Below are 20,591 nucleotides of genomic sequence, written 5' to 3'. Positions count from 1 at the left end.
ATCGTGTACGAAGCCGCACGAGTCACTGATCCGATCGATCACACCAGCGCGCTCGCGGGCTTTCTGGTCGGAGCCGTGCTGGGCATCGCCCTGATCGCCGCAGTGGCGTTCGCCACGTTCACATGCGGATTCGGCGTGGCGTTGCTGGCCGGCATGATGGCCGGTATCGGAGCGCAGGCTCTCCTATCAATAGGGGAGTCGATCGGGAAGATGTTCAGCTCGCAATCCGGCAACATCATTACCGGCTCGCCGGACGTCTACGTCAATTCCTTGTCGGCGGCCTATGCGACGCTGAGCGGCGTGGCTTGCAGCAAGCACAATCCCATTCCGCTTGTCGCGCAAGGATCGACGAACATCTTCATCAACGGGCGGCCCGCGGCGCGGAAGGACGACAAGATTACCTGCGGCGCGACGATCGGCGACGGTTCTCACGACACGTTCTTCCACGGCGGCACGCAGACATACCTACCGGTTGATGACGAAGTGCCGCCTTGGCTACGGACCGCGACGGAATGGGCATTCGTGCTGGCAGGTCTGGTCGGCGGGTTGGGTGGGTTGTTGAAGCAGGCTGGCGGGCTGTCGCGCGCGGTGCTGCCGTGCGCTGCGAAGTTCATCGGCGGGTACGTGCTCGGTGAGGCGTTCGGGCGGTACGTTGCCGGGCCAGCGATCAACAAGGCGCTCGGCGGGATGTTCGGCAACCCGGTCGACGTCACGACCGGAAGAAAGGTCCTGTTGGCCGAATCGGAAACGGACTTCATGATTCCGAGCCCGATGCCGGTCGCGATCAAGCGGTTCTATTCGAGCAGTATCGACTATGCGGGGACGCTTGGGCGCGGCTGGGTGGCGCCGTGGGAACTTCGTCTCCATGCTCGCGACGGGCGACTCTGGTACACCGACGCGCAAGGGCGCGAGAGCGGATTTCCGTTGCTGCGTGCCGGACAAGCCGCCTTCAGCGAAGCGGAGCAACGGTATCTGACCTGTACGCCCGACGGCCGCTACATCCTGCATGACATTGGCGAGACGTATTACGACTTCGGCCGATACGAGCCGGACTCCGGCCGCATCGCATGGGTGCGCCGCATCGAGGATCAGGCGGGGCAATGGTGCCAGTTCGAGCGCGACAGCCGCGGCCGCGTCACCGAGATTCTGACGTGCGGCGGAATGCAGGCCGTGCTCGACTACGAAGGGGAGCATGGCCGCCTTGGTTCGGTCACACTAGTCCATGGTGACGAACGACGCCTCGCTGTCGCTTACGGGTACGATGAAAACGGTCAATTGGTGTCCGTGACGGATGCGAACGGGGCGGTCGTACGGCGATTTACGTACGTCAATGGCCTGATGGCGAGCCACGTGAACGCACTGGGTTTCACGTCCAGTTATGTGTGGTCGACGATCGAAGGACAGCCGCGGGTCGTCGCAACGCGCACCAGCGAGGGCGAGGACTGGTCGTTCGAATACGACGTTGATGGCCGGCAGACTCGCGTCCGGCACGCCGATGGTCGCACTGCGCACTGGCGCTTCGACGCACAGTTTCAGATTGTCGAGTACACCGACTTCGACGGCGGACTCTACCGGATCAAGTACAACGACGCCGGTATGCCGGTGATGCTGATGCTGCCGGGTGAGCGCACGGCCGAGTTCGAGTACGACGACGCAGGCCGGATCGTCGCCGAGACTGATCCGCTTGGCCGCACGACACGCACTCGCTATGACGGCAACAGTAGGCGGCCTGTGGAGATTGTCGGGCCTGACGGTGGTGCTTGGCGTGCAGAATACGATCCGCAGGGTCGGCTGCTGGTGAGTCAGGATCCGCTTGGCCGCGAAAACCGTTACGAGTATCCGAAAGGGCTGACCTCGCTCCCGCTCGTGCATATTGATGCACTGGGGGGACGTAAGACTCTGGAGTGGAATAGGCTCGGCGAGCTCGTCGCGCGCACTGACTGTTCCGGCAAAGCGACGCGAACCACTTTTGATCCGTTCGGTCTGCCGGTTATGCGTGAGAACGCGCTTGGTCAGCGCATCACGTACGATGTGCGTCCGACCGGCGAGCCGCTCCGCATCACATATCCCGACGGAAGTTCGGAGACCTTCGAATACGATGCAGCCGGGCTTATGGTTCGGCACGTTGGTCTCGGCGGAAGGGTCCGACAGTCGCTGCGCAATGCGCGTGGCCAGGTCGTCGAGATAAGCGATCCAGCAGGGCGCCGGACCCGTTATCGGTACGATGCCGACGGGCAGCTTCGAGAGCTACTGCAGGACCGCGCGTGCTATGCGTTCACGTACAGTGCCGGTGGTCGGCTCTTGACCGAGACGCGACCGGACGGCGTGGAACGGCGGTTCGGGTATGGGGACGCTGGCGAATTGCTCACGCTTGATATCGTAGGGGCGCCGGTCAATGGCGCTAATGCGAATCGCCCGATTCGCACTATTCGCTTTGAGCGCGACCGGATGGGCAATCTGAAGGTTCAGCATACGCCGACCGAGGTAACCCGCTTTGAGCGCGACAAGGGCGACCGGACGGTGAAAGTTGAGCGTACGCCAACTCCAGCCGGTATTGCGCTTGGCATCACTCCCGACGTCGTGAGCTTCGAATACGACAAAGCGGGTCGCCTTATGGCCGAGCACGGCGTGAACGGCACAGTCGAATATGTGCTCGATGCGCTCGACAACGTGACAACGCTAGCACTGCCGCACGACCAGAGCTTGCAGATCCTACGGTATGGTTCAGGCCACGTTCACCAGATCCGTTGTGGCGATCAGGTGGTGAGTGACTTTGAGCGTGACGATTTGCATCGTGAAGTGATGCGCACACAGGGGAGGTTGACTCAGCGTTCCGCATACGATCCGCTTGGTCGGAAAGTCTGGCAGTCGGCAGGATTCCAACCCGAAGCGCTGGGTCGTGGGCGCGGACACTTGTGGCGGAATTACGGGTACGACGCCGCTGGTGAGCTCATCGAGATGAGCGACGGCCTCCGTGGCAGTACGCAGTACAACTACGATCCTGCCGGGCAGCTGACCCGGCGGGTGAACACGATGGATCGGCAAGTTGAAGAATTCGCGTGGGACGGCGCCGGCAACCTGCTTGACGATGCGCAGCGCAGCAGCCGGGGGTACGTCGAAGGCAATCGCCTGCTCATGTGGCAAGATTTCCGTTTCGAGTACGATCCGTTTGGCAATCTGACGACGAAGCTGCGCGGAGCGAACCAGACGCAGCGGTTCACCTACGACGGGCAGAACCGACTGATCGCAGTCCGAACGTACGACGCGCGTGGCACGGTCGAATCTCGGTTCGAATACGACCCGATCGGGAGGCGTATTGCGAAGACGGATACCAGTTACGACCTGCGTGGCGTAAAACTGCGCAGCGAGACGAAGCGGTTCGTATGGGAGGGGCTACGGCTCGCGCAAGAGGTGCGCGAGACTGGCGTGAGCAGTTACATATACAGTCCAGATGCGTCGTACTCTCCAGCGGCACGCGTTGATGCGATTATCGCGAACGCACTGGCGGCGGTAGCGATCGACACGGCGAAGCTGGCGTCGCGGATATACCACTTCCATACGGATCTGGTGGGCGCCCCATTGGAAGTTACAGACGAAGCTGGAGAGCTAGCGTGGGCGGGGCAATATACGGCGTGGGGCAAGGTCAAGCCGAACAGTCGAGAACTGACTTCGGCACGCACGGATCAGCCGCTCCGCTATGCCGGACAATATGCCGATGAAAGCACGGGCCTTCACTATAATACTTTCAGGTTCTACGATCCTGATGTAGGCCGGTTCATTAACCACGATCCGATCGGGCTGCTGGGTGGCGACAATTTGTATGCGTATGCCCCCAATCCTACAGGATGGATCGATCCGTGGGGCTGGTTTGGGGAGAAGCCGTTGAACTCTCCGGATGTGACGAAATGGCTTGAAAAAGGTGGTACCGTTCACGTCGAGGTGGAGTCGGGGACGTGGGTATATACCAACGCAAAAGGTACGGTTGTCCGTTATCCAAATGGTTATCCTGATTTCAAGCCGTATGAGGTCAGATCTGTAGACGTTGAGGGGCTGAAAGGAAATCACAGTAGGGCGCCAACAGGAGACTTTGGATTGGCGGATGCAAAGGCAGGAAGCGCCGCCGACTACACGAAAAATACTTGGCACCACCACGAGAACATGGTAACGATGCAGGAAATTCCGAAGGATATTCACAGTGAATTCACCCATAGGGGTGGCGTCTCTAATTTGAAGAATCAATCGTCGTGTTAAGGAGGTAAGGTGCCAGTTCTGTATGGAGCAAAACCTGCACAGCCGCTCCTCGGTAAATTGGAGGCGGAACTCGGATTCGTTCTTCCGACGGATTACAAGGATTTTTTGAAGAAGTGGAACGGCATATTCATTGGTGGCGCCGACTATCTCGATTTTGATTTTCCTGGTGTCGATAATGGAATGATTTCGTTTGCTTCGCTTTTTGGAATCGGAACGAGTAACGAGAATTTTGATTTAATCGAGCAAAACGAACGTATCAGAGGTGAGGTCGATTTTCTAAACGATTTCTTTGTGATTGGAGATGATCCAGGCGGTAATTACTACGCGCTGGCGAGACTCGATAACGTTGAAAAGGTCCTGTATTGGGATAGAACGCATCTGCATGCGGATGACACAGCGAAGCCGGATATTGCAGAGGTGTCAGAATGTGGCAACCTCTACAATGTAGCCGATGGATTCTCGGCATTTCTGAATATGATCGTCGCGGGAACAAAACAAATGCAGTTCGTCGCGGTCGACGACTGGCCTGGCTAAAATATAGATGTCATCGTCGCTGAGGTCTCGCACTAGGGCGGTATTTTCAATGATTAAGGGTTGAAGGCGATGAATGACGATTTTGAGCAGGCGCGAACGGCATTGCGATCATTCATGTTGGAAATGAATCAATGGGAAAATGATTTTTATAAGAAAAAACATAGCGCTCTGAAAATTGGTGGCGATGTTTCTGAAATTGATGGCCGCGCACGGAAAGATCTTTCGGCTATTTTAGAGAAATGGGCTTTCCAAGAAAATACAAATCAAGGTCGCTTGATTGACTTGGGTTGTTCGGATCCACCGACATACGATCCTGAAACGGATGTCGAAGATAACGTGGAATCCACCGACGGGGAGGTGGTTTTCACCATCCGTCAGACATTAGGAATGTTGACGATATCCCGATTTACGATGAAGAAAAAGGCAGGTAAATGGATGGTGAAGAAAAAAGAGTTCATTAATTTTAAGGATAAATGGCAGCGTTCGGTTCTCTAACAACGTTGCTCGCCCCGTTTTTGTGATTAGGTGTTGTCAAGGCCGACGGAATGGGACACCCTTTGGTTCCGTGCAGAAAGGTAAATAGTATCGGTCTGGATGCCGTGGGTTCTGAGAGTAACACGCTGACATTTTTTCTTGAGCCGTGTGAGGCCGGGATGCACGAGGGGTTGCACCGCGCCATAATCGCTGATGGATTCTCGGTATTTATGGAATTTGGATGTGAGGGCGGTGCGTGAGTAACGTTTACGGTTTGAGGCAGGACGAAGAATTTCAGCCGCTCGTTCAAGTCGATGATGGCGTTGAAATTGCATATGACAAGAGCATAGCTGTACGAGCAACCGCCCTATGCGGTCGTGGGCTTGGTGAAGACTATGACCCCGTTAAGCTTACGTGGGGTACTTCGCGCAGAAAAAAGACGAGCGACGTTCATACGATGCTATCTCCGTTTCTCGTGTTTAGTGACAGGGCGCTTGATGTATTGGCGCCGGTACTTCGTGACAGCGGGGAGATATTGCAGGTCGAGGCCCCGATAAAAGACATGTTCGGATTTCATGTAACCCGAGTGATCGAGAATGCTGTCGATATGGATGCATCCAAATTCAAAGTCTACCCTCAGGCGACGGTTTTTAATAAAATATTTATTCTGAAGAGTCGCATTGAAGGGGCTGATATATTTCGCCTAAAAGAAAGTCCTGCTACAGTATTGGTATCCGAGCGTTTTAGAGGGCTTGTAGAGCAAAATAAATTAAAAGGATTCTATTTCGGAGAGGTCATTTCGCAATCTGAGAAGTAGGATTTCGCAACTCCCGGTGACTGGTCAGAGAATGGCCCGGGTGGCCTCGATTTCACGAGAGTAACGTGTGAGAATCATACATTGGGGGTGGTCGACTTCTAAGCCTCTATGCGCGGGTACGCCAACGAAAGGGATTTAGCGGAGCAGCAACGTTGTCACTCGATCAGTTGAAGCGAATGCGAGAGGCTCTGACCTGCCCCCTTCAATAGAGCCAATGGGCTTCTAGCAAAGTCCCTTTAAACCAACTCCTGGAAAGCGGCAGGAGCATCCGCGGTCGCCCGATGTTTCGCCGCAAACTCTGACGGCGCAAGGTAGTTCAGTGCGCTGTGCGGCCTTTGCTCGTTGTAGTCCTGACGCCATGCCGCGATGACAGCCCGAGCGTGCGCGAGCGTCGTGAACCAGTGCTCGTTAAGGCATTCGTCGCGGAACTTGCCGTTGAACGATTCGATGTACGTATTCTGCGTTGGCTTGCCCGCCTGAATCAACTTCAGCGTGACGCCGTTCGCATATGCCCACTGGTCAAGCGCGCGGCTCGTGAATTCGGGTCCCTGGTCGGTTCGCACCGCCTTGGGATAGCCACGGAAGCGAGCTGCACGGTCCAATGCCCGAGCGACATACAAGCCAGAGATGCCATGGTCGACGACGATGTCGACAGCCTCTTTCGTGAAGTCGTCGACGACGGTCAGGCACTTCACGCGCCGGCCGTTGGAAAGCGCATCCATCACGAAATCGATTGACCACACCTCGTTGGGCGCGCCCGGCAATGCCAGTTGCTCGCGCTCAATCATGACGCCATGGCGCTTGCGACGGCGCCGCACAGCCAGCCCTGCCTTACGGTACAGGCGATAGATGCGCTTGTGATTGGCGTGCGTGCCTTCGCGCTCCATCAGGGCGTGCAGTCGACGGTAGCCGAATCGACGACGTGCGTGCACCAACTCCACCAGACGCGCCGCGAGCACCTCATTCTCGTGGTCCGGCTTCGCGTCGTAATGCAGCACGCTGCGAGAAAGCCCGACAAGCCGGCAGGCGCGGCGCTCGGAGATGTTGACCTGCTCCCGAATCGCCGACACTGCTTCGCGTTTGGCTCGCGGGCTCAGGGCTTTCCCTTGACGACGACCTTCAACGCTTCCATATCGAGCATTGCTTCGGCCAGCAGCTTCTTCAGCCGGGCATTCTCCACCTCCAGGTCCTTGAGCCGGCGGGCTTCCGAGACTTCCATGCCGCCGAACTTCGCGCGCCAGATGTAGAACGACGCGTCACTGAACCCGTACTTCCTGCACAGTTCCTTGACCGCGATACCGGCTTCGGCTTCCTTCAGAAACCCGATGATTTGCTGTTCCGTAAAGCGCTTCTTCATGTTCGTCTTCTTCTCCGAAAACGAACTTTACTAGACTCCGGGTGGCCCTGTTTGTTGGGGGCAGGTCAACGTCATGCCGGAATTTTCCACTTCCAAATGGGACAGTCTTGTGGACTCAGGTTAGGGTCGGTTTCAACTTGAACGAAAAAGATTCCAAGTTGGATGCATCTCGACAGTCGATCCCCCGCTTGCTCGTGTGAAATTGTCATGCTAGTTTTTCATGAAATTTCTCTGTGGAATTTTCACGGGAGTCCGCATGTTCGTGCAGTCCGACCGTCACGTCGCAAGCTACTACGCCGGCACCTACCCGGCGCCGATCCCGCATCGGCCGGCGCTGGACGAACGCGTCGACGCCGACGTGCTGGTCGTCGGTGCGGGCTTCAGCGGGCTGCATACGGCGCTGCGGCTCGCGCTTGCCGGCAAGCGCGTCGTCATGCTCGAAGCGAGCCGCGTCGCGTGGGCCGCATCGGGCCGCAACGGCGGACAGGCGCTGCTCGGCTGGTCGTGCGACATGCAGCCGCTCGAGGATGCGCTCGGCCGCGACGGCGCGCGCCTGCTGTGGGACAGCATGCGCTGGGCGGCGGCCGAGGTGCGCGAACTGCCGGCGCGGCACGGTTTCGACATCGATTACCGGCCCGGCAGCCTGTGGGCCGCGGTGCGGCCGCGGCGCGTGGCGATGCTCGCGCAGGCCCGCGACGAGGCCGCCGAGCGGTGGGGCTACGACCGGCTGCGCGTGATCGGCCGCGACGAGATGCCCGAACGGATCGGCGGCACGCGCTATCTCGCCGCGCTCCACGATCCGGAGGCCGGCCACCTGAATCCGCTGAAGCTCGCGCTTGGCCTCGCGCAGACGATCGAGTGCGCGGGCGGCCGCATCTTCGAGCAGAGCCGCGTGCTCGACTGCCACGAGATGGCCGGCGGCCACGTCGCCCGCACGGCGCGCGGCGAAGTGCGGGCGGACGTGCTGGTGCTCGCCTGCAATGCGTACGTCGACCGGCTCGATCGCGACCTCGCGCGCCGGCTGCTGCCGGTCGGCACGTACCAGATCGCAACGGCGCCGCTCGCGCCCGACGTCGCGCATGCGCTGCTGCCGCGCAACAGCTGCGTGATCGACAACCAGTTCGTGCCCGACTATTTCCGCCTGAGCCCCGACAACCGGCTGCTGTTCGGCGGCGGCTGCACGTATCTCGGCGGCATCCCGGCCGATATCGCGGCGGCGACGCGCCCGCATCTCGAACGCGTGTTTCCGCAACTGGCCGGCGTGTCGCTCGACTACGCGTGGGGCGGTCACATCGACATCAGCATGCGCCGCACGCCGGACATCGGCCGCCTCGGGCAGCGCTTCTGGCTGCAGGGTTTTTCGGGGCACGGCGTGCTGCCGACGCTCGCCGGTGCGCGCGCGGTGGCCGACGCCGTGCTCGGCGACCCACACCTGCTCGCGCAGTACCAGCGCATTCGCAACCCGCGCTTTCCCGGCGGCGACCGGCTGGCCGCGCCGCTGGAGGCGATCGGCAAGGCCTGGTACCGCTTGCGCGATACCGTTTGATTGCACCGGAATCCATCATGAACGAACAGGAAGAGATAGAAAGTCTGGCGATCCTGATCCGCGACCTGCGCAAGCATCGCAAGGTCACGCTGAGCGATCTCGCCGAGCGGATCGGCCGCTCGGTCGGCTTTCTGTCGCAGGTCGAGCGCGGGCTGTCGCGTCCGACGGTCGCGGATCTCACCGCGATCGGCGAAGCGCTCGGCGCGCCGACCACGTATTTCTACAGCCTGAGCAAGCCGCGCAGCGTGCCGTGGGTCACGCGGCCCGACGAACGCCGTACCGTGCATTACGCGGCCGGCATTACCGACATTCTCGTGTCGCCGAACATGCGTTCGCGCTTCTCGATCCTCGAAAGCCATCTTGGGCCAGGCGCGAGCAGCGGCGATCGCCCGGTCGACGACAGCGACGAGCAGGGCGGCTTCGTGCTCGAAGGAGAACTGACGATCTGGATCGACGGCGACGACACGCCTGTCACGCTCGGCCCGAACGATGCATTTCAGCTTCCCGCGCACAAGCGCTTCCGGTATGCGAACCTGACCGACGCGCCGACGCGCGTGATCTGGGTATTCACGTGAGTTGAGCGCTCGACGGGGCGGGCGGCGTCGCCAGCCGTCGCGCCGTGCGCCCTTTTTGCAGTACTGATCGACATGCGGCGTGCGTTGCGCCGTGCGCCACATGAATCCGGTTCGCCGCGTTGCGGCACCGCTCTACAAGACATGGAAAGGATGAGACATGGCTGACGTCGTTCCCGCGCTGGTCAGTGAAGTCCGCGCATTCCGGCAGGCGCACCCCGAGATCCGTTATGTCGACCTGATCTGCCTCGACCTGCCCGGGCATTTCTACGGCAAGCGCTATCCGATCGATGCGCTCGAAAAAGTCGCGTCCGGCTCGCTGCTGAAGCTGCCGCAGAACTGCGTGCTGCTCGGCACGCAGGGCGGCCTCTACAAGATCGGCGATTACTGTTTCAACGACGGCGATCCCGACGCGCCGCGCCGCCTGATTCCCGGCACGCTGAAGCCCGTGCGCTGGGAGCGGCAGCCGCTCGCGCAGATGCTGATCAGCTCCGACGGCACCGATTCGCCGATCGAATTCGAGCCGCGGGAGGTGCTCGCGCGCGTGCTGCGTCGGTTCGCGGCACGCGGCATCCGGCCGGTCGTCGCATTCGAGCTCGAGTTCTACCTGTTCGCCGCGCAGCTCGAAGACGGGATGCCGCAGTATCCGCGCGACCGCCTGAGCGACGACCGCGACGACCAGCCCAACATGCATATCGAGCGCCTGTCGCGCTTCTCCGACGTGCTGCACGAGATGGTCGACGCCGCGTGCGAACAGGGCGTCGATGCGACGGTGATCACCGCCGAGCTCGGGCCAGGCCAGTTCGAGATCAACTTCGGGCATACCGATGACGCGCTGCGCGCGGCCGACTGGTCGGCGCTGTTCTGCCGCAGCACACGCGGCGTCGCGTTGCGGCATGGCTATCGTGCGAGCTTCATGGGCAAGCCGTATCTGCATGCACCGGGCAGCGGGATGCACGTGCACGTGAGCCTGTATGACGACGCGGGGCGCAACGTGCTTGCCGCGGACGGGCAGCGGCCGCTGCGGCACGCGGTGGCCGGCTGTCTCGCGTTGCTGCCGCATTGCATGCCGGTGTTCGCGCCGAATCACAATGCGTTTCGCCGTTACGGGTCGATGGTGAATGCCGCGAGCCGCGCGAGTTGGGGCTTCGAGGATCGCGACGCGTGCATCCGGATTCCGGAATCGGATGCACGCAACCTGCGGATCGAGCACCGGCTCGCGAGCGCGGATGCAAACCCGTACCTGGTGCTGGCGGCGATCCTGAGCGGGATGGAGCACGGACTCGACGCGCGGCTCGAGCCGATTGCGCCGCTCAACGACGATCGCGGCAGCGGCATCGATTTTCCGAAGGAGATGCTGTCGGCGGTCGCGGCGATGCAGGATCATCCGGCCGTGCGCGAAGGACTCGGCAGCGAATTCGTGATGGTGTATTGCGAGAACAAGCGGCAGGAGGAAGTGGATTTTCGCAACGAGATCGGCGCGCGGGAGTATCGATGGTTTCTGTGACGGCCGTGTGCGTCGAAGCAGCCGGCTAGGGAAGTGCGCGCCAGTAGCGCACTTCCTCGATCGACATACCGTCGATCTCGAACGTCTTGATGTCGCGTTCGGCGACGAAACCTTCGCGTTCGTAGAACGCCCGTGCCCGACAGTTTCTGACCAGCACCCACAGCGACACCCACGCATGACCCGTGTCGTGCAGCGCTCGGCATGCATGGTCGACCAGCAACGCGCCGATACCTTGCCCGCAATGCGACGGATGCAGATAAATCGCTTCGATTTCGCCCCAGGCGCGATCCTTGTCGGTGTCGCGCGTCGGACCATATGCGATCCAGCCGGCCGGTGCGTGGTTCGTGAACGCGAGCGCGACGCGCGGCCGTCCTGCGTCGAGTGCCTGGCGCCACGCGGCCGTGCGCTTTTCGACCGACAGGCCGGCGAGGAACGGCGCCGGCATGATGTCCGTGTAAGTGGCTTGCCACGACGCGACGTGGATGTCAGCGATGGCCGATGCATCGGCGACGGTGGCCGTGCGGATGTCGATCGTCGCCGTGTTCGGTGTCATGCGTGCTCCGTGATCGGTTGCCGTCTGCCGCGTGGCTGCCCGCCGGATTCATGCCGCTGGATCGAGACTGCCGTCGATGGCGAAACGGTAGTGGATGTCCACGCGCGATGCGTCGCCCGGGGCATCGGTTTTCTTCAACACGAACTCGAACGCGGGTTCGAACCAGCCGTCGCGCGCGATTTCTCCGCCGAGGATCTCGACGCCGTACCAGCCGTTGTCGATTTCAATGACGGGCCGGCCCGGTTCGCGATAGCGCGCAAGCAACGCATTCACCGTGTCGTCGGTGAAACGTTCGAGAATGCGCCACGTGTAGAGCATCACCGCACGATGCTCGACGCGCAATACGTAACCGCCGCGCCGATGCTGCAGGCGACTGCCCGCTTTCAGCAATTCGGGCGGGTCGTCGTCCAGCGTGAAGATGATCGTATATGGATGATTCTCGATGCCGGCCAGCGGAATGACGATGCCTTCCAGCACCGCGTGGTCGCCGCTGTCGCCGGTCGTGAACGCCGACGCGACGTCGTCCGGCAGCCCGTGTTCGTCCTTGTAGCGCTTCAGCAGCAGAAGATCGCCGACGAGAAAGTAGTCGATCAGATCGTTGAGGACTTCGGAGAATTCATGCCGCATCGTCGTTCCTTTCGAGCGGTGTGCCGTGCCGCGACATGCTTCGCGGCGCGGCACGCGTAGCGACCTTACTCCCCGAGCTTCGACGTCACGCACCCGGTGCTCGAGCATTCGCGCTCACGCTCGCGCAGGAACGACAGCCGCGACTGCGTCATGTCGTTCGCGCACTGGATATCGACGAGATAGCTGCTGCCGCGCGTCTCGCTGCACTGCGCGTCGCGTTGTTTCAGCCACGCGAGCTGGCCGGCCTTCAGCGTTGCCTGCTGGTCGCCGCTCAGTTGCTTGCGCAGCCGGCCGTATTCGTCGTTGAGATCGCGGTCGGATTGCGAGAACTGCGTGCTCGTGCAATACACCTGGTCGAACGCGCTGCGCGGCTTCCCGCAGCCGGCCGCGTGCGCGGCGAACGGAACGGCAAGCGCGAGCAATGCACAGGATGCGAGCAGATTCTTCTTCATGGTGAGTCTCCTGACTGGGTGAAAACCGGTGGATCCGACGGGCGATACCGTCGTTTATCTGGGTGTCGTACACGCGTCGATGCCGCCCGCGATCGCGGCGGACAGGCGCTGGATCGTCTCGCGCCGCGCGAGCCGCGCTTCTTCGTCCGGATTGACGATCACGCCGGCCTCGACGAGCACGGCCGGAATCGGCGCGGTGCGCAGCACGACGAGATCGTCGAAGCGATGGATGCCGAGTGGCGGGTCGATCAGCGGACGGTTCTCGCCCTTGATCGGCTGCGCGTGATACAGCGACGGCCGTTCGCCGGCCGCCACCAGCCGTTCGGCGATCGCCTTCGCGCAACGCAGGCTTTCCGCATAGTGCGGATTGCGTTCCGACACGAACACCGAGAAGCCACGGAATTCGCGCTGCCGGCCCGCGTCGATGAACTGCTGCTGCATCGAGTCGTGATGGATCGACACGAACAGGTTCGCATCGGGCGCCTGTGTCGAGCGCTGTTCGAGCTTGATCTCGCGGCCGTCGGCCGACGTGCGCAGCACGCGGTCGCCGTGCGCGGCGAGTTGGGCCGCGACCGCGCCGGACAGGTCGAGGTTGTACAGATATTCGACGCGGCCGCTCGCGCCGGTGGAGCCCGGGTGCGCTGGCGTATGGCCGGTGTCGACGACGATGTAGCGCCCGCTCGCGGGTTCCGTAACGGAAGCGCCGGCAGCACCGCGAATATCGGCGGTGTCGGCCGCGTGCAGCGCCAGCGGTGCGCCTAGCAGCGGGGCGCACGCGAGCACGCGCGCGGCGGCGCGCACGAGCGGGTGAAGGCGTCGGAAGGTTCGGTTCGTCATTGTTGTTGTCGAGAAGGGCGTGCGGCGCGTCGAACGGCGCGCCACCGTCGGCCTGCTCAATGCAGTCGGAATGTCGCGCGATTATAGCCGGTGGCGGCGACGCCGCAATGACGAACGGCGGTCGTCAGGCCAGCACGCGCCGGGCCGCCAGCATGCCCCAGTACGACGCTTCCTCGAACAGCGACAGCCCGGAGAGGTCGGCATGCGCGAACACGACGGGGCCGTCGGCATCGCGCAGCGCGAGCAGCCCCGGCCGGCTCAGGAAGCCGACGTCGGGCGTGGCCATCGCATGGCCGCGCACGGTGATCTCGAGCGCACTCGCGTGCTTCCACAGCTCGCGGCCGTACACGGCCTGCAGGTCGGTTGCCGCCTGCTCGCGCAACGCGTCGGGCTTCGCCTGCGCGAGCCAGCGGCGCGTGTCGTCCGGCGTTTGCGTGCTCAATGCCTGATAGGCGGAGAACACGGAGCGCGTCGGCGGCGACATCCGGATCAACTGGTGCGTCGACACGACATAGCCGAGACCCGCGCCGTCGTAGACGACGTTGTCCCACGCGAGCGGCACGCCGGCTTCCTCGGCCGGCATGCCGTCGAGCAGGAAGTTGGACACGAGCCACGGTGCGCGCGGCGGCAGGTCGCGCGCGGGTTCGAAGCCGTACGCGGCAAGCTGCGGAAACACGCGCGCCGCGACGAACAGCGGCATCGCGCATACGACCCGGCGGGCCTTGAGCGTGAACGTCGACAGCGCGCCGTCGTGGCCGACGCGGGCGCACAGCACGTCGACGCCGCCCGCGCGTTCGGTCGCGCGCACCGCGAAGCCGTCCCGCGACCATGCGTTCGAGCCGGTGCGCGCGGCGATCGAATCGCTCAGCTTCGTCACCATCGTGTGCAGCCCGTCGGGCCAGGTCAGCACCGCGCCGTCGCCCGCATCGCCCGCATGGCCGCCGCGCGAAGAGAAATAGTGCAGGCCGGCCCACGCGGACACGTGCTCGTATCCGGCGCCGTAATCGTCGCGGCAGCAGTAGTTCAGATACCAGTGCAGCGCCTTCGCGGTGTAGCCCTCGTCGCGCAGCCACTGGCGAAACGAGCGCCGGTCGAGTGCGCGCCAGCGCGGGTCGCGCGACGATTCCGCGATCGGGATGCAGAACACCTTGCGGCCGTCGGCGCCGCGCGCGGTGCGCAGCCCGTCCGTGTACGCGAAGAAGCGCGCCTGCTGCGCGAGTGCGTCGGCGTCGAGGCCGGCAGTCGGCACGATGCCGTCCTGCCACTGCCCGCCGATGAACAGCCGTTCGTCGGGGGCATGGACGAGGGCCCGCTCGTCGTACACGGGCCGCGCGGAGAACGGCGCGGATTCGATCACGCCGAGATCGGCGAGCATGTCGCGCAGATGCGCGGATTCGAGCGACGGCAGCGGCAGATAGTGCGCGCCCTTCGGATAGCCGATCCCGCCGAAGCGGCCGCCGGCCGCGTTGCCGCCGAATTCGGGGCCGGCGAGCACCGTGAAGCGCTTGTATCCCGCGCGCGCGAGCTGCCATGCGCACGACAGCCCGGCCGCGCCGGCGCCGAGGATCGCGACATCCGTCTCGATCGTGGCGGACGGCGGCGGCAGCGTGGCATGGTCGCGCAACGCGTGGCCTTCGCGCATGCCGGGATAGCCGACCTGCGGCGTCGTCTCGATCCAGCCGCTGCGCCCGCAGGCAGCGAGCGACGCGGCAGCCGACGCGACGAGGAACGTGCGACGGTCCATCAGCGCAGCACGTGCTTCCAGTCGTCGTCGAAGCGGCGCACGAGCGGCTGGTCGTTGAGTTCGTTCGGCGACATCGGCAGCGCCGGCATGTCGGCCGGAAAGTGGAACATCTCGGCGGCCGTTTGTGCATCGAGCCAGCGCGTCGGCACCGAGTAGTGCGTCGGCACCGTGAAATCGCGGCGCTTGCCGGCGATCACGAAGCCCCAGTCGCCGAACGACGGCACGTAGCAGTGGTACGGCCACGTGTTGAGCCCGGCTTCGCGCAGCGTCGCGATGATGGTCCAGTACGCGTGCGGCGCGAAATACGGCGACGTCGACTGGATCACCGTGTAGCCGTTCTCCGACAGGTGCCGCGCCAGCAGCCGGAATACGGGCACCGAATACAGGCGGCCGAGCCCGAAGTTGGTCGGATCGGGGAAGTCGACGACGATCGCGTCGTACACGTCGGCATTCGATTCGAGCCAGCGCACCGCGTCGTCGTTGATCACCTGCACGCGCGGGTCCTTCAGCGCGCCCTGGTTCAGCTTGACGAGTGGTGCCGACGTCGAGAACAGCTTCGTCATCGCCGGATCGAGATCGACGAGCGTGATCCGTTCGAGATGGCGATGCTTGAGCAGTTCGCGCACCGCGAGGCCGTCGCCGCCGCCCAGCACGAGCACGCGCTTCGCCCACGGCAGCGCTTCGATGGCCGGATGGATCAGCGCTTCGTGATAGCGGTGCTCGTCGCGCGACGAGAATTGCAGGTTGCCGTTCAGGTACAGCCGCATGTCGTCGTGCCACTGCGTGAGCACGATGCGCTGGTACGGCGTCGTTTCCGAATAAATCGTCTCGTCGCCGTACACGCCGTGTTCGGCCCAATGCGTGATGCGCTCCGACAGCACGAACCCGGCGATCAGCAGCCCGATCACGAGCGACGCGCGCATCAGCTTGCCGCGCACGTTGCGGATTTCGTCGCGGAACAGGTGCGTCGTCCACAATGCGACGAAGGCGTTCAGGAGACCGAACAGGAAACTCGTACGCAGCAGGCCGAGACGCGGCGCGAGCACGAGCGGGAAGATCAGCGACACGGCGAGCGAGCCGAGATAGTCGAAGGTCAGCACCTCGCTGACGGTATGGCGGAACGCCTGGCGCCGCTGCTGGAACGCGCGCATGACGAGCGGGATTTCCATTCCGATCAGCAGGCCGAGCGCGAGCACCAGTGCGTAAAGCGCCGCGCGAAACGGCGCGGCGAGCCAGGCGAACACGACGAACAGCAGCGCGGCCGATACGCCGCCGAGCAGGCCGACGAGCAGTTCGATGTCGACGAAGCGGTCGAGCACGTCGTCGTCCTCGACGAACTTCGCGAGCCACGAGCCGATCCCCATCGCGAACAGGTAGCAGCCGATCACCGACGAGAACTGCAGGATCGAATCGCCGAGCAGGTAGCTCGACAGCGCGCTGCTGATCAGTTCGTAGCCGAGCCCGCACGACGCGAGCACGAGAATCGACAGGACGAGCGCACGCTTATGCAGCATCGCGCATCCGTTGTGCAGTGTTCGGCAATCTGGATATACTGGCGCGGATTTTCGTCTGGCGGCCCCGCGCGGGCCGACCGGCGACGGGGCGGCGAACCGAGCACAAAATCCGAGGAAAAGAATGAATAGTGCCTATCTTTATGCGGTTCATTTACTGTCGGCGTTCGTGCTGCTGCTGGTGTTCGCGGCAGTGTACCTGAAGGTCACCCCGTTCGACGAACTCGCGCTGATCCGCGACGGCAACGCGGCCGCGACGCTGTCGTTCGGCGGCGCGCTGATCGGTTTCTGCCTGACGCTCGCGTCCAGCATCGCGCACAATTCCACGCTCGGCGAAGTCGTGATCTGGGCCGTCGGCGCGATGATCGTGCAACTGATCACCTACGCGGTGCTGACGCGCGTGATGCCCGGCATGAATCATGCGATCGAGGATCGCAACGTCGCGATGGGCGGCCTGATGGGCACCGCGTCGCTCGTCGTCGGCATCATCAATGCCGCCTGCCTGACCTGACGCGCCACGCGTTTCGAGGAGACCGACATGAGTCTGGGTTCATTCATCCGCAAGCAGTTCATCGACGTCCTGCAATGGACGGAAGACACCGACGGCGTGCTGGCCTGGCGCTATCCGATGGAAGACCAGGAAATCCAGTACGGCGGCAAGCTGACCGTGCGCGAAACGCAGGTCGCGATCTTCGTCAACGAAGGCAAGGTCGCCGACGTGTTCCAGCCGGGCCTCTATACGCTGGAAACGCGCACGCTGCCGGTGCTCACGAACCTGAAGAACTGGGACAAATTCTTTCAGTCGCCTTTCAAGTCGGACGTCTACTTTTTCAGCACGCGGCTGCAGCTGGGCCGGCGCTGGGGTACCGCGCAACCGGTGACGATCCGCGATCGCGAATTCGGCTTCGTGCAACTGCGCGCGTTCGGCATCTACTCGTACCGGATCGTCGATGCGGCCGCGTTCCATCGCGAGGTCAGCGGCACGCGCGCGGCGTATACGGTCGACGATCTCGAGCAGCAACTGCGCAACCTGGTCGTCACCGCGATGAGCACGACGTTCGGCTCGGCCGACGTGCCGTTCGTCGACATGGCCGCGAACCAGTCGCTGCTGTCGCAGCGCGTCGCCGACGCGCTGGTGCCGGTGTTCACGCGCTACGGGCTTGCGCTCGACGCGTTCGCGGTCGAGAGCGTGTCGCTGCCGGCCGAGCTGCAAAAGGCGCTCGACTTGCGGATCGGAGCGGGGATGGCCGGCGATCTCGCGCGCGCCACCCAATACCAGACCGCGCAGGCGATTCCGCTCGCCGCGCAAAACCCGGGCGGCATCGCCGGGGTCGGCGCGGGGCTCGCCGCCGGGGCGGCGATCGGGCAGGCGATGGCCGGCCAGATTGCCGGCGCCGCGCAACCGGCGCAGGCTGCGCCGCCGGCGCCCGTTGCGGCACCGGTGGCTGCGGCAGCGACCGAGGGCACCGATTACGTGCAGCGGCTCGAGCAGTTGAAGGCGCTGCTCGACAAGGGCCTCGTGACCGAAGACGACTATTCGCGCGCGAAGGCCGAGATCCTCGCGAAGCTCACGCGGTAAGCGTCACGCATGTTCCGTACCTCGTGCCCCCAATGCGGCGCGCCGGTCGAGTTTCGCTCGGCGGCGGCGGTGATGGCCGTTTGCGGGTTCTGCCGCAGCACGTTGCTCAAGCGCGGCGCCGACGTCGAGCGCATCGGCGAATTGGCCACGGTGCTCGACGATGCCTCGCCGATCCAGATCGGCACGGCCGGGCGCTACGGCAACCGCGCGTTCACGGTGCTCGGCCGCATCCAGATGACGTACGACGCCGGTGCGTGGAGCGAATGGTACGTCGTGTTCGACGACGGCGCGTTCGGCTGGCTGTCGGATGCGTCGGGCCAGTACGCGATCACGGTGCGCGAACCCGACGATGCGGCAGGCGGCACATGGCCCGCATTCGGCACGCTCGACCCGGGTATGCGGATCGACCACGGCGGCCGCGCGTATCTGGTATCCGACGTGCGTACCGCGCGCTGCACGGGCGGCGACGGCGAGTTGCCGTTCCGTGTCGATGCCGGCTGGGAGGCGCGCGTCGTCGACCTGCGCACCGGCAATGCCTTCGCGACCTACGACTATTCCGACGCCGAGTCGAACGGCGGCATCCCGGCCGTCTATTCGGGCGAGGCGCTGGAATTCGATGCGCTCGCGTTCACGGGATTGCGCGATACCGAAAACGATACGCGCGAGAAACGCGGCGCCGAGATGGTGCCGTTTGCGTGCCCGAGCTGCGGTGCGCCGCTTGCCTATGCGCCGAACGTGGCCGACTACGTCGTGTGCGGCAGTTGCCATGCGGGCGTGCAGTGCACGGCCGAGCAGCAAACCGTGTTCGCGGCGCAGCGCAAGCTCGAATCGGTGAAGGGCGCGCTCGAACTCGGCGCGATCGGCACGTTCGACGGCGTGAAGTACACGGTGATCGGCATGATGCGCTGTCGCGTGCCGGACGATGCCGAGACCTGGGACGAATACCTGCTGCTGAACCCGAAGCGCGGCTTCCTGTGGCTCGTGCAAAGCGAAGGGCGCTGGGAGCGCGTGCAGGTGCTCGACCACTGGCCGACGATCGGCAGCGAATCCAGCGTGACCGATGGCGGCAAGACCTACCGTTTGCGCGAGGAATACGAATCGGAGGTCGTCTACGTGGTCGGGGCATTCAACTGGCGCGTGCAAGCGGGCGACCGCACGTCGATCGTCGATTACGGCTGGCAGAAGGACAAGCTCACGCGCGAGCGCAGTGCCGCGGAGATCGTCTGGTCGCGTGCGCGGCCGCTGTCGGGCAGCGCGCTCGCCGAGCGTTTCGGCACGCCGGCGCTGGCAACGGCCACCGCGGCTGCCGCGGGCGCCAGCGGCGCCACCGGATCGATGGGCCTGTTCGGCAGGAAGGGGCCGCACAGTTTCGCGCCGCTGCCGTTCATGTTCAGCGCGTTGCTCGTGATCTTCAATCTGGGCTCGCTGTTCTCGTTCACCGGACGCTCCGTCTACGTGCTGGTCGGCCTGCTGGTGCTGTGGCTGCCGGAATGGCTGTGGGCGCGCTTTGCGTCGGACGGGGGCAACGCGTGATCCGCTACATCCTCTATGGCATCTACGGGCTGATCGTCGTCACGCTGTTCAGTTGCGCGTCGCTCGGCGGCGGCGGTTCGGGCGGCGGCGGGTGGGGCAGTTCGTCGGCGCGCAGCGGCTACTCGTCGTACGGGTCGCACAAATGACCGCGCGCGACGGGATCGCGCCGCCGTGCGCGACACTCGGCTCGCACGTGCTGGCGGACCTGGCCGGCATCGACGCGGCGCTGCTGCGCGACGCCGCGCGGCTCGAAGCGATCCTCACCGACGCGGCGCAACGGGCCGGCGCGCGCGTGATCGGCGCGCACTTCCATCACTTCGGCGGCGAGCATGGCGTGACGGGCGTCGTGCTGCTGGCGGAGTCGCACATCACGATCCATACGTGGCCCGAGCATCGCTTCGCGGCCGTCGACGCGTTCATGTGCGGCGCGGCGCGCGCGGCCGATGCGGTCGATGCGATCGCCACGGCGCTCGGCACGCACGCGCAGGTTCGGCAGCAGGTGGCGCGCGGCGGCATGCCGGCTTGAATACGCATTTCGCACCTGGGTCGTCAACGCGGCAGCGATGTTGCGCCGCGAAGCGGGCGCGGAAACGTTCGTGACGCGCTAGCGTTCGAACCGGGACGTCGACAACGACAGGCCGATCACGGCCAACGTGAGCGCAACGCGAATGCCGAACATGGGCATCTCCTCATCGGG

At 63.7% G+C, this 20,591-nt stretch carries 19 protein-coding genes; 12 read left to right on the top strand and 7 right to left on the bottom strand.

What is annotated here, in order from left to right:
- The first annotated feature begins 3 nt into the window (after positions 1-3).
- The 4 genes from QZM72_RS12290 (at position 4) to QZM72_RS12275 (ending at position 6,076) form a co-directional block, all read left to right on the top strand.
- A complete protein-coding gene (locus QZM72_RS12290; RefSeq protein ID WP_301738208.1) occupies positions 4-4,251 on the top strand; it encodes an RHS repeat-associated core domain-containing protein in 4,248 nt (1,415 codons plus the stop codon).
- 9 nt (positions 4,252-4,260) lie between these two features.
- On the top strand, positions 4,261-4,785 hold the full coding sequence (locus tag QZM72_RS12285; RefSeq protein WP_301738207.1) for an SMI1/KNR4 family protein: 525 nt from the start codon (positions 4,261-4,263) through the stop codon (positions 4,783-4,785).
- Positions 4,786-4,854: 69 nt separating this feature from the next.
- Positions 4,855-5,280: an NTF2 fold immunity protein gene (locus QZM72_RS12280; protein ID WP_301738206.1), complete on the top strand. Its 426-nt coding sequence runs from the start codon at positions 4,855-4,857 to the stop codon at positions 5,278-5,280.
- A 235-nt stretch (positions 5,281-5,515) separates the two neighbouring features.
- Positions 5,516-6,076, top strand: a complete 561-nt coding sequence (locus tag QZM72_RS12275; protein ID WP_301738205.1) for a DUF1629 domain-containing protein — start codon at positions 5,516-5,518, stop codon at positions 6,074-6,076.
- Positions 6,077-6,312: 236 nt separating this feature from the next.
- Here the strand turns inward: QZM72_RS12275 and QZM72_RS12270 are convergent.
- Positions 6,313-7,433 (bottom strand): IS3 family transposase gene (locus QZM72_RS12270; protein WP_301738204.1). Its coding sequence is split into 2 segments (ribosomal slippage): positions 6,313-7,175 and positions 7,175-7,433, totalling 1,122 coding nucleotides; the frame shifts between segments, so codons are not numbered across the junction.
- 256 nt (positions 7,434-7,689) lie between these two features.
- Here QZM72_RS12270 and QZM72_RS12265 point away from each other — a divergent pair.
- The 3 genes from QZM72_RS12265 (at position 7,690) to QZM72_RS12255 (ending at position 11,058) form a co-directional block, all read left to right on the top strand.
- Complete coding sequence (locus tag QZM72_RS12265) at positions 7,690-8,979, top strand: FAD-binding oxidoreductase (protein WP_301738203.1); 1,290 nt, start codon at positions 7,690-7,692, stop codon at positions 8,977-8,979.
- 17 nt (positions 8,980-8,996) lie between these two features.
- Positions 8,997-9,554, top strand: a complete 558-nt coding sequence (locus QZM72_RS12260; protein WP_301738202.1) for a helix-turn-helix domain-containing protein — start codon at positions 8,997-8,999, stop codon at positions 9,552-9,554.
- Between the two features lie 157 nt (positions 9,555-9,711).
- Positions 9,712-11,058 (top strand): glutamine synthetase family protein, encoded by a 1,347-nt coding sequence (locus QZM72_RS12255; RefSeq protein WP_089470256.1) that lies wholly within the window; start codon positions 9,712-9,714, stop codon positions 11,056-11,058.
- A 25-nt stretch (positions 11,059-11,083) separates the two neighbouring features.
- Here QZM72_RS12255 and QZM72_RS12250 read toward each other — a convergent pair whose 3' ends face one another.
- The 6 genes from QZM72_RS12250 to QZM72_RS12225 form a co-directional block, all read right to left on the bottom strand.
- The gene (locus tag QZM72_RS12250) at positions 11,084-11,611 is read right to left on the bottom strand and encodes a GNAT family N-acetyltransferase (protein ID WP_089470255.1); all 528 of its coding nucleotides are present in this window, start codon (positions 11,609-11,611) and stop codon (positions 11,084-11,086) included.
- A 48-nt stretch (positions 11,612-11,659) separates the two neighbouring features.
- The gene (locus tag QZM72_RS12245) at positions 11,660-12,238 is read right to left on the bottom strand and encodes a hypothetical protein (protein WP_089470621.1); all 579 of its coding nucleotides are present in this window, start codon (positions 12,236-12,238) and stop codon (positions 11,660-11,662) included.
- A 65-nt stretch (positions 12,239-12,303) separates the two neighbouring features.
- Positions 12,304-12,690 carry a lysozyme inhibitor LprI family protein gene (locus tag QZM72_RS12240; RefSeq protein ID WP_089470254.1) on the bottom strand — a complete coding sequence of 129 codons (387 nt, stop codon included), beginning with the start codon at positions 12,688-12,690 and terminating at the stop codon, positions 12,304-12,306.
- Positions 12,691-12,744: 54 nt separating this feature from the next.
- Positions 12,745-13,527: an N-acetylmuramoyl-L-alanine amidase gene (locus QZM72_RS12235; protein ID WP_089470253.1), complete on the bottom strand. Its 783-nt coding sequence runs from the start codon at positions 13,525-13,527 to the stop codon at positions 12,745-12,747.
- Between the two features lie 124 nt (positions 13,528-13,651).
- Positions 13,652-15,271: an NAD(P)/FAD-dependent oxidoreductase gene (locus QZM72_RS12230; RefSeq protein ID WP_089470252.1), complete on the bottom strand. Its 1,620-nt coding sequence runs from the start codon at positions 15,269-15,271 to the stop codon at positions 13,652-13,654.
- Positions 15,271-16,785, bottom strand: coding sequence for a polyamine aminopropyltransferase (locus QZM72_RS12225; RefSeq protein ID WP_089470251.1), 1,515 nt, complete (start codon positions 16,783-16,785; stop codon positions 15,271-15,273). Before QZM72_RS12225 ends, QZM72_RS12230 begins: the two co-directional genes overlap by 1 nt.
- A 121-nt stretch (positions 16,786-16,906) precedes the next feature.
- On the opposite strand from QZM72_RS12225, the gene QZM72_RS12220 reads away from it, so the two are divergent.
- Genes QZM72_RS12220 through speD form a run of 5 tightly spaced genes read left to right on the top strand, consistent with a single transcriptional unit; the run spans position 16,907 to position 20,420 of the window.
- Positions 16,907-17,293: a DUF350 domain-containing protein gene (locus QZM72_RS12220; RefSeq protein WP_006480820.1), complete on the top strand. Its 387-nt coding sequence runs from the start codon at positions 16,907-16,909 to the stop codon at positions 17,291-17,293.
- Positions 17,294-17,320: 27 nt separating this feature from the next.
- Positions 17,321-18,361, top strand: coding sequence for an SPFH domain-containing protein (locus tag QZM72_RS12215; RefSeq protein ID WP_089470250.1), 1,041 nt, complete (start codon positions 17,321-17,323; stop codon positions 18,359-18,361).
- A gap of 9 nt (positions 18,362-18,370) precedes the next feature.
- A complete protein-coding gene (locus tag QZM72_RS12210) occupies positions 18,371-19,894 on the top strand; it encodes a DUF4178 domain-containing protein (RefSeq protein WP_089470249.1) in 1,524 nt (507 codons plus the stop codon).
- Complete coding sequence (locus QZM72_RS12205) at positions 19,891-20,040, top strand: hypothetical protein (protein WP_179233498.1); 150 nt, start codon at positions 19,891-19,893, stop codon at positions 20,038-20,040. Before QZM72_RS12210 ends, QZM72_RS12205 begins: the two co-directional genes overlap by 4 nt.
- Positions 20,037-20,420, top strand: a complete 384-nt coding sequence (gene speD, locus QZM72_RS12200) for an adenosylmethionine decarboxylase (protein ID WP_089470248.1) — start codon at positions 20,037-20,039, stop codon at positions 20,418-20,420. The genes QZM72_RS12205 and speD overlap by 4 nt, the downstream gene beginning before the upstream one ends.
- The last annotated feature ends 171 nt before the right edge of the window (positions 20,421-20,591 follow it).

The organism is Burkholderia sp. AU45388 (assembly GCF_030481585.1).
GTDB classification, from domain to species: Bacteria; Pseudomonadota; Gammaproteobacteria; order Burkholderiales; family Burkholderiaceae; genus Burkholderia; species Burkholderia sola.
Note: the sequence above shows the minus strand (reverse complement) of the source record. Positions and strands in the feature narration are given on the sequence as shown.

Bases quoted from the DNA above. Each gene is read 5' to 3' on its own strand.
- QZM72_RS12250 (WP_089470255.1), bottom strand. From the start codon at position 11,611: ATGACACCGAACACGGCGACGATCGACATCCGCACGGCCACCGTCGCC.
- QZM72_RS12245 (WP_089470621.1), bottom strand. From the start codon at position 12,238: ATGCGGCATGAATTCTCCGAAGTCCTCAACGATCTGATCGACTACTTT.
- QZM72_RS12220 (WP_006480820.1), top strand. From the start codon at position 16,907: ATGAATAGTGCCTATCTTTATGCGGTTCATTTACTGTCGGCGTTCGTG.
- QZM72_RS12265 (WP_301738203.1), top strand. From the start codon at position 7,690: ATGTTCGTGCAGTCCGACCGTCACGTCGCAAGCTACTACGCCGGCACC.
- QZM72_RS12215 (WP_089470250.1), top strand. From the start codon at position 17,321: ATGAGTCTGGGTTCATTCATCCGCAAGCAGTTCATCGACGTCCTGCAA.
- QZM72_RS12210 (WP_089470249.1), top strand. From the start codon at position 18,371: ATGTTCCGTACCTCGTGCCCCCAATGCGGCGCGCCGGTCGAGTTTCGC.
- QZM72_RS12280 (WP_301738206.1), top strand. From the start codon at position 4,855: ATGAATGACGATTTTGAGCAGGCGCGAACGGCATTGCGATCATTCATG.
- speD (WP_089470248.1), top strand. From the start codon at position 20,037: ATGACCGCGCGCGACGGGATCGCGCCGCCGTGCGCGACACTCGGCTCG.
- QZM72_RS12225 (WP_089470251.1), bottom strand. From the start codon at position 16,785: ATGCTGCATAAGCGTGCGCTCGTCCTGTCGATTCTCGTGCTCGCGTCG.
- QZM72_RS12235 (WP_089470253.1), bottom strand. From the start codon at position 13,527: ATGACGAACCGAACCTTCCGACGCCTTCACCCGCTCGTGCGCGCCGCC.
- QZM72_RS12260 (WP_301738202.1), top strand. From the start codon at position 8,997: ATGAACGAACAGGAAGAGATAGAAAGTCTGGCGATCCTGATCCGCGAC.
- QZM72_RS12255 (WP_089470256.1), top strand. From the start codon at position 9,712: ATGGCTGACGTCGTTCCCGCGCTGGTCAGTGAAGTCCGCGCATTCCGG.
- QZM72_RS12240 (WP_089470254.1), bottom strand. From the start codon at position 12,690: ATGAAGAAGAATCTGCTCGCATCCTGTGCATTGCTCGCGCTTGCCGTT.
- QZM72_RS12230 (WP_089470252.1), bottom strand. From the start codon at position 15,271: ATGGACCGTCGCACGTTCCTCGTCGCGTCGGCTGCCGCGTCGCTCGCT.